3 protein-coding genes are annotated in these 7,425 nt (G+C 70.6%); 1 reads left to right on the top strand and 2 read right to left on the bottom strand.

The genetic code is table 11. The features are described 5' to 3' along the window. Positions 1-65: 65 nt before the first annotated feature. A complete protein-coding gene (locus AC6LKG_RS22345; protein WP_498168284.1) occupies positions 66-1,025 on the bottom strand; it encodes a LysR family transcriptional regulator in 960 nt (319 codons plus the stop codon). Between the two features lie 150 nt (positions 1,026-1,175). Between AC6LKG_RS22345 and AC6LKG_RS22340 the strand changes: the two genes are divergently transcribed. Next, positions 1,176-3,779, top strand: a complete 2,604-nt coding sequence (locus AC6LKG_RS22340) for a penicillin G acylase (protein ID WP_498168282.1) — start codon at positions 1,176-1,178, stop codon at positions 3,777-3,779. On the opposite strand, the gene cydC is transcribed toward AC6LKG_RS22340, so the two are convergent. Then, on the bottom strand, positions 3,745-7,362 hold the full coding sequence (cydC, locus tag AC6LKG_RS22335) for a thiol reductant ABC exporter subunit CydC (RefSeq protein WP_498168280.1): 3,618 nt from the start codon (positions 7,360-7,362) through the stop codon (positions 3,745-3,747). The two genes, AC6LKG_RS22340 and cydC, sit on opposite strands and share 35 nt — an antisense overlap. Positions 7,363-7,425: the final 63 nt, after the last annotated feature.

Raw genomic sequence — 7,425 nt, 5'->3', positions numbered from 1 at the left:
CGCGGCGACAACGCGGTCCGCCGGCCGGGCCAGCCGCGAGGCGGCCATTTGGGCTGTAAAAGCGGCTACGGTCTGGCCGCTTTATCCGGTCTTGCCGACGCGGACGGCCTGGGGCGGAAGCCGGCGAAGTCGCTCCAGCATTGCTGGGTGAAGGTGTAGAGGGCGTCCTGCGCCTTCAAGGGACTGCGGCCGGCGAGGCGGGCGAGGACGTAGTGGCCCTGGCGTTGGGGGTCGGCGGGCAGCGGAACTTCGACCAGCTCGCCGGCTTGTTGTTGTTGGCGGGTGACGCAGATGACGCCCAGCAGCAGGGTGTCGGTGGTGAGCGCGAGGTGCACCAGGGGGGCGAGGTTTTCGCAGCGTACGCTGACCATCTGTTCGGGGGTGCCGGCGGGGCCGAGGGTTTCGGCCAGGCGCAGGGCGACCTCGGGGCTGAGGGTGCTGGAGGCGACGGGGTACTGGCGGATGTGGTCGATGGTGGGGCGGCGGTGGGCCAGGATGGGGTGGCCCTGGCGGCAGACCATGCCGGCGCGCAGCGGGGCCAGGGGGCGGGTCTCGATATCGGAGGCGCCGTAGAGCATGCGGGCGTCGCAGACCATGGCGTCGATGCGTTCGGCGCGCAGTTGGTCGAGCAGGGCGGCGGTGCTGCCGAGTTCGGCGGCCACCCGCACCTGCGGATGGCGGGTGGCCATGTGCGCCAGGAAAGGGGCGAGCAACAGCGAGGCCGGGGTGGGGCTCAGGCCGATGGACAGGGCGCCCGATTCGCCGCCGGCCAGGCTCTTGAGTTCGCGCCGCAGTTCGGCTTCTTCATAGCGCATGCGGCGCGCGCGTTCGGCCACGCAGGCGCCGTAGGGTGTCAGCCGCACCTGGCGGGTGCCGCGGTCCAGCAGCGGCAGGCCGAGTTCGGTTTCCAGCGCCTGGATGCTGCGGCTGAGCGCGGGCTGGGACAGGTTGACCTTGTCGGCGGCGCGCGAAAAGGTGCCGTGTTCGACCACGGCGAGCAGGTGCTTGAGTTTCTGGAAGTCCATGTCCCAACCGCATGAATCATATGAATCAAATGCATTGGAATTATAGATTGGGCGTCCGTATCATGGTCCGCGGACGGCGCCCGGCAGAGGCGCCGCCATCGCCCGCGGCAGGCTCGCGGCGCGGTCCCATTCGATACGGAGACAGATTCAATGAAGCAGCATGTGTTGTCGGCCGCCCTGTTGGCGGCCAGTTCGTGCCTGCCCGCGATGGCGGCGCAGGCCGTGGCGCAACCCGTGGCGGCAGCCGCCGGGCAGGCCGCCGAGGCCGCCACGGCGCGGCCGCGGGGCGCCGATGGCAAGGTCACGATCCGGCGCGATGCCTATGGCATGCCGCACGTCTACGCCGATACGGTGTACGGCATCTTCTATGGCTACGGCTACGCGGTGGCGCAGGACCGGCTGTTCCAGATGGAGATGGCGCGCCGCAGCACCCAGGGACGGGTGGCCGAAGTGCTGGGCGCATCGATGGTGGGCTTCGACAAGTCGATCCGCGCCAATTTCTCGCCCGAGCGCATCCAGCGCCAGTTGGCGGCGCTGCCGGCATCGGACCGCCAGGTGCTGGACGGCTACGCCGCCGGCATGAACGCCTGGCTGGCGCGGGTGCGGGCCCAGCCCGGCGCGTTGATGCCCAAGGAATTCAACGACCTGGGCTTCGCGCCGGCCGACTGGACCGCCTACGACGTGGCGATGATCTTCATCGGCACCATGGCCAACCGCTTCTCGGACGCCAACAGCGAGATCGACAACCTGGCGCTGCTGACGGCGCTGAAGGACAGGCACGGCGATGCCGAGGCCATGCGCATCTTCAACCAGCTGCGCTGGCTGACCGACAGCCGCGCGCCGACCACGGTGCCGCCCGAAGCGGGCAGCTACCAGCCGGCGGTGTTCCAGCCGGAAAGCACGGACAAGCTGGCCTATGCGTTGCCTCGCTATGACGGCACGCCCCCGATGCTCGAGCGCGTGGTGCGCGATCCGGCCACTCGTGGCGTGATCGCCGGCACGCCGGCGGCGCTGCGGGCGCAACTGGCCGAGCAGTACGCGCAATCGGGCCAGCCGGGCATCGCGGGCTTTCCCACCACCAGCAACATGTGGATCGTGGGCCGCGACCACGCCAAGGACGCGCGTTCGATCCTGCTGAACGGTCCGCAGTTCGGCTGGTGGAATCCGGCCTACACGTACGGCATCGGCCTGCACGGCGCCGGCTTCGATGTGGTCGGCAACACGCCATTCGCCTATCCCAGCATTCTGTTCGGCCACAATGCCCACGTGACGTGGGGCTCGACCGCGGGCTTTGGCGACGACGTCGACATCTTCGCCGAAAAGCTCGATCCCGCCGACCGCACGCGGTACTTCCATGACGGCCAATGGAAGACGCTGGAAAAACGCACCGACCTGATCCTGGTGAAGGACGCGGCGCCGGTGACGCTGGATGTGTACCGCAGCGTGCACGGCCTGATCGTCAAGTTCGACGATACGCAGCACGTGGCCTACGCCAAGGCGCGCGCCTGGGAAGGCTTTGAACTGCAGTCGCTGATGGCCTGGACCCGCAAGACGCAGTCGGCCAACTGGGAACAATGGAAGGCGCAGGCGGCGCGCCACGCGCTGACCATCAACTGGTACTACGCCGACGACCGCGGCAACATCGGCTACGCCCACACCGGCTTCTATCCCAGGCGCCGCCCGGGCCACGACCCGCGCCTGCCGGTGCCGGGCACGGGCGAGATGGACTGGCAGGGCCTGCTGCCGTTCTCGACCAATCCGCAGGTCTACAACCCGCGCCAGGGCTTCATCGCCAACTGGAACAACCAGCCGATGCGCGGCTACCCGTCCACCGACCTGTTCGCCATCGTCTGGGGCCAGGCCGACCGCTACGCCGAGATCGAGACGCGCCTGAAGGCCATGACCGCCAACGGCGGCAAGGTCAGCGCGCAGCAGATGTGGGACCTGATCCGCACCACCAGCTACGCCGACGTCAACCGCCGCCACTTCCTGCCGTTCCTGCAGCGCGCGGTGCAAGGGCTGCCGGCCGACGACCCGCGCGCGCGGCTGGTGGTGGGGCTGGCGGCCTGGGATGGCATGATGACCAGCGAGCGCCAGCCGGGCTACTTCGACAACGCCGGCCCGGCGGTGATGGACGCCTGGCTGCGCGCCATGCTCAAGCGCACGCTGGGCGACGAGATGCCGGCCGAGTTCTTCAAGTGGTACAGCGCCACGGGCTACCCGACGCCGCAGGCGCCGGCCACCGGTTCGCTCAACCTGACCGCCGGCGTCAAGGTGCTGTTCAACGCCCTGGCCGGCCCCGAGGCCGGCGTGCCGCAGCGCTATGACTTCTTCAATGGCGCGCGCGCCGACGACGTCATCCTGGCGGCGCTGGACGATGCGCTGACGGCGCTGCGCCAGGCCTATGGGCAGGATCCGGCCGCGTGGAAGGTCCCGGCGCCGCCGATGGTGTTCGCGCCCAAGAACTTCCTGGGCGTGCCGCAGGCCGATGCCAAGGCGGTGTTGAGCTATCGGGCCACGCAGAACCGCGGCACCGAGAACAACATGACGGTGTTCGACGGCAAGTCGGTGCGCGCGGTGGACGTGGTGGCGCCGGGGCAGAGCGGCTTTGTCGCCCCGGACGGCACGCCGTCGCCGCACACCCGCGACCAGTTCGACCTGTACAACACCTTCGGCAGCAAGCGGGTGTGGTTCACGGTGGACGAGGTGCGGCGCAACGCTACGTCGGAAGAGACGTTGCGCTACCGGCGGTAAGGTCGCGCGCGCCCTGGTGGCTGGCAAGCCTGGCGTACGCGCCTTGCTTGCGCAGTAATTGGTCGTGGGTGCCGGCCTCGGCCAGGGCGCCGTTGTCCAGCACCAGGATCAGGTCGGCGTCGCGGATGGTGGCCAGGCGGTGCGCGATCACCAGCGTGGTCCGGTGCCGCATCAGCACGTCCAGCGCGCCGCGCACCTGCATCTCCGACAGGGTATCCAGGTGCGAGGTGGCCTCGTCCAGGATCAGCACCGGCGCGTTCTTCAGGAAGGCGCGCGCGATCGAGATGCGCTGGCGCTGGCCGCCGGACAACTGCATGCCGCGTTCGCCGACACGCGTGGCCAGGCCGTCGGGCAGGCTGCGCACGAAGTCGCCGAGCGCGGCCTGTTCCAGCGCTCGCGCCAGTTCCTCGCGGCTGGCGTCGGGACGCGCCAGGCGGATGTTGCCTTCGAGCGTGTCGTTGAACAGGTAGGTGTCCTGCGTCACCAGCGCGACGCGTTCGCGCAGGCCGTCCAGTTGCAACTGGCGCACGTCCACGCCGTCGAGCCTGACCGCGCCCTGGCGCGGGTCCCAGAAGCGCAGCAGCAGGCTGGCCACGGTGCTCTTGCCCGCGCCTGAGGCGCCGACCACGGCCACGGTGGCGCCGGCCGGCACGGTGAAGCTCAGGTCGCGCAGCGTGTCCTGGCTCTTGCCGGGATAGGTGAAATACACATGGTCGAACGCCAGCGACAGGCCGTGCGGCGCCGCCGGCGGCGGCAGCGGGCCGTCGGTGACCGGCTCGGGTTCGTTGTTGACCACGTGCAGGCGGCGGGTGGCGGCGATGGTGTCGGCAAGTTGGCGGCTGACCTGCGAGATCTCCGACACCGGCAGGAAGGTGGCCAGCGCGATCAGCACCAGCAGCGGCAGCATGCTGGCCGACAGCGCGCCGGCCGACACCTGCAGCGCGCCGACCACGGCCACCGCCAGGCCGCCCAGGCCCATGGCGGTCTCGAACCAGGCGGTCTGGCGCGACAGGTCGCGCAGGATGTCCAGGCGGCGCACGCGGTACTGGTCGGCGACCTTGAGGAATTCCTCGCGGCGGCGGCCGGTGGCCTGGAACGCGGTCAGGTCGGCCAGGCCCTGGATGGTGTCGGTGGTGTGGGCGCTCATCTCGCCCAGGGCGTGGCGGGCGCGGTCGCCGAGCGCGTCGACCTTGCGGCGGCCGCGCACCGGCGACACCAGCGCATAGGCCAGGAACGGCAGCAGCGCCAGCGCCACCGGCCAGCTATAGAAGGCCAGGAAGCCCAGCACCGACAGCGGCACCAGCACCGAGACGATGGCCGGGGCGATGGTGTGGGCGTAGAAGTACTCGACCATCTCCACGTCCTGCGTCGCCAGCGCCACCAGGTCGCCCGAGCGGCGTTGCAGCAGGTAGGCGGGCGCCAGCCGTTCCAGCTTGTCGTAGAGCTTGACGCGCATGTCCGCCAGCAACTGGTAGGCCATGGCGTGCGCCAGCCACGATTCGAGCCAGTGGAACAGCGCGGCCAGCGGCGCGGCGATCAGCAGGCCGATGATCAGCGCCGACGTGTCGCGGCCGTCGCGGATGGCGGCCACCACCAGCGCGCTCAGCACGCCGACGCCGATGAAGGCGGCCACGCGCGCCACGCCCAGCAGGATGGTGGCGATCAGGGTGCCGCGCCACGGTTGCACCACCGACAGCAGCGTGGCCAGCGTGGCGCGCCAGCCGACCTGCTCGGCGTCGGCGTCCAGCGGGCGCAGCGCCGGCCCTTGGCCTGCGCTGTCGTCGTCGGCGCTGTTGGCGGCGCGGGACGCATCGGCCTGCACGCTGGCGGGTGCGAGCGTCGCGGCCGGCGCGGCCAGCGCCAGCGCCTGCTCGTGCATCAGGCGGTAGTACAGGCCATGCTGGCGCATCAGCGCATCATGCGGGCCTTGCTCGACCACGCGGCCCTGGTCCAGCACCAGGCAGCGGTCGGCGCCGATCACGCTGGCCAGGCGGTGCGCCAGGATCAGCGTGGTGCGGCCGGCCATGAGGCGGTCCAGGGCCTGCTGGATCAGCGCTTCGTTCTCGGTGTCGACCGACGACAGCGCCTCGTCCAGGATCAGGATGGGCGCGTCGCGCAGCAGCGCGCGGGCGATCGCCACGCGCTGGCGCTGGCCGCCCGAGAGTTGCAGGCCGCGCTCGCCGATGCGGGTGGCGTAGCCCTGAGGCAGCGCCATGATGAAGTCATCGATATTGGCGGCGCGGGCGGCGGCGCGCACCTGTTCGTGGCTGGCGTCGGGCCGGCCCAGGCGCAGGTTCTCGTCGATGGTGCCGTGGAACAGGGTGATGTCCTGGCTGACCAGCGCCATCTGGCCCAGCAGCGTCTGCGTGTCGAGCTGGTTGACGTCGTGACCGCCGACGCGGATGGCGCCGGCGTGCGGCACGCATTCGCGCAGCAGCAGGCGCACGATGGTGGACTTGCCGGCGCCGCTGGGGCCGACGATGCCGACGCGTTCGCCAGCGGCGACGCGGAACGACAGGCCCTGGTGCGCCGGACGCTGCGGCGAATACGAGAACGCCACCGCGTCGAATTCGATGGTGGGGTCGAGCCGCGCGGGGGCGGCGCCCGCCTGCACGGCGGGGGCGGCGGTCAGCGGCTGCGCGTCCATCAGCGCGTGGATGCTGGCGGCGGCCGATTGGCCCAGCATGCCCCGGTGCAGCACCGAGCGCAGGTCGCGCAGCGGGCGGAAGATCTCGGTGCCGGCCATCAGCACGATCAGCAGCGCTTCCACGCTCATGTCGCCGGCGGCCACGCGCCAGGCGCCCACCGTCAGCGCCAGCGCGGCGCCCAGCGCCACGCCCAGGTCGCTGATGCCGCGCGTCAGCAGGCTTACCGACAGCACCCAGAAGGTGTTGTCCGACAGGGCGCGGGCGCGCGCGGCCAGGCGCTGGCCGAAGGTCTTGCCCTGGCCGTACGACTTGAGCGTCGGCAGGCCCTGGACGGCATCCAGGAATTCCTCGCCGAACTCGTTCAGCGAGCGGGTGCGCGCCAGGCTGGCGCGGCGGTCCAGCATGTGCACGGCCATCGGCCCGAACAGCGCGAACAGCGCCGCCACCAGGAACACCAGCGCGGTCGGCACGTCCCAGAAGGCGATGACGGCGAAGATGGCGAACGGCGCGGCAGCGGCGATGGCGACCTGCGGCAGGTACTGTCCGAAGAAGGTCTGCAGTTGCTCCACGCCGTCGACCACCGTCAGCATTACGCCGCCGGTGCGCTGGTTGGCGAACCAGGCCGGGCCCAACGCCACGATGCGGTCATAGAGCCGCGCGCGCAGCGTCTGCTGTACCTGGGCCGAGCAGCGGTTGGCCTGCACCGTGCGCAGGTGGTCGAGCAGGGCGCGCAGCAGCACCATGGCGCCGGCGCACAGCGCCGGCGCGAGCCAGTCCCGCCACGGCGCGCCGTCGAACACCCGTGCCAGCAACTGGCCCAGGAACACATAGCGGGCGATGCCCGCCGCCAATGCCAGCAGGCCGAGGAAAATGCCGCCCGCCATGCCGGCGCGCAGCCCCGCGGTCAGTTGCCAAAGCCTCGAATCGAAATACATATCAATGCTCCCTCCAGAGCCTGCATGGTCACGCATTCGGCGCCCGGGCGATAGCGATAGTTA

It is taken from the genome of Achromobacter sp. 46006 (genome assembly GCF_059761975.1).
The sequence above is the reverse complement of the archived record's forward strand: the minus strand, read 5'-3'. Positions and strand labels throughout refer to the sequence as shown.

What these genes read in the sequence shown, in the direction of transcription:
- AC6LKG_RS22345 (WP_498168284.1), bottom strand. Translation starts at nt 1,025, where the DNA reads ATGGACTTCCAGAAACTCAAGCACCTGCTCGCCGTGGTCGAACACGGC.
- AC6LKG_RS22340 (WP_498168282.1), top strand. Translation starts at nt 1,176, where the DNA reads ATGAAGCAGCATGTGTTGTCGGCCGCCCTGTTGGCGGCCAGTTCGTGC.
- cydC (WP_498168280.1), bottom strand. Translation starts at nt 7,362, where the DNA reads ATGTATTTCGATTCGAGGCTTTGGCAACTGACCGCGGGGCTGCGCGCC.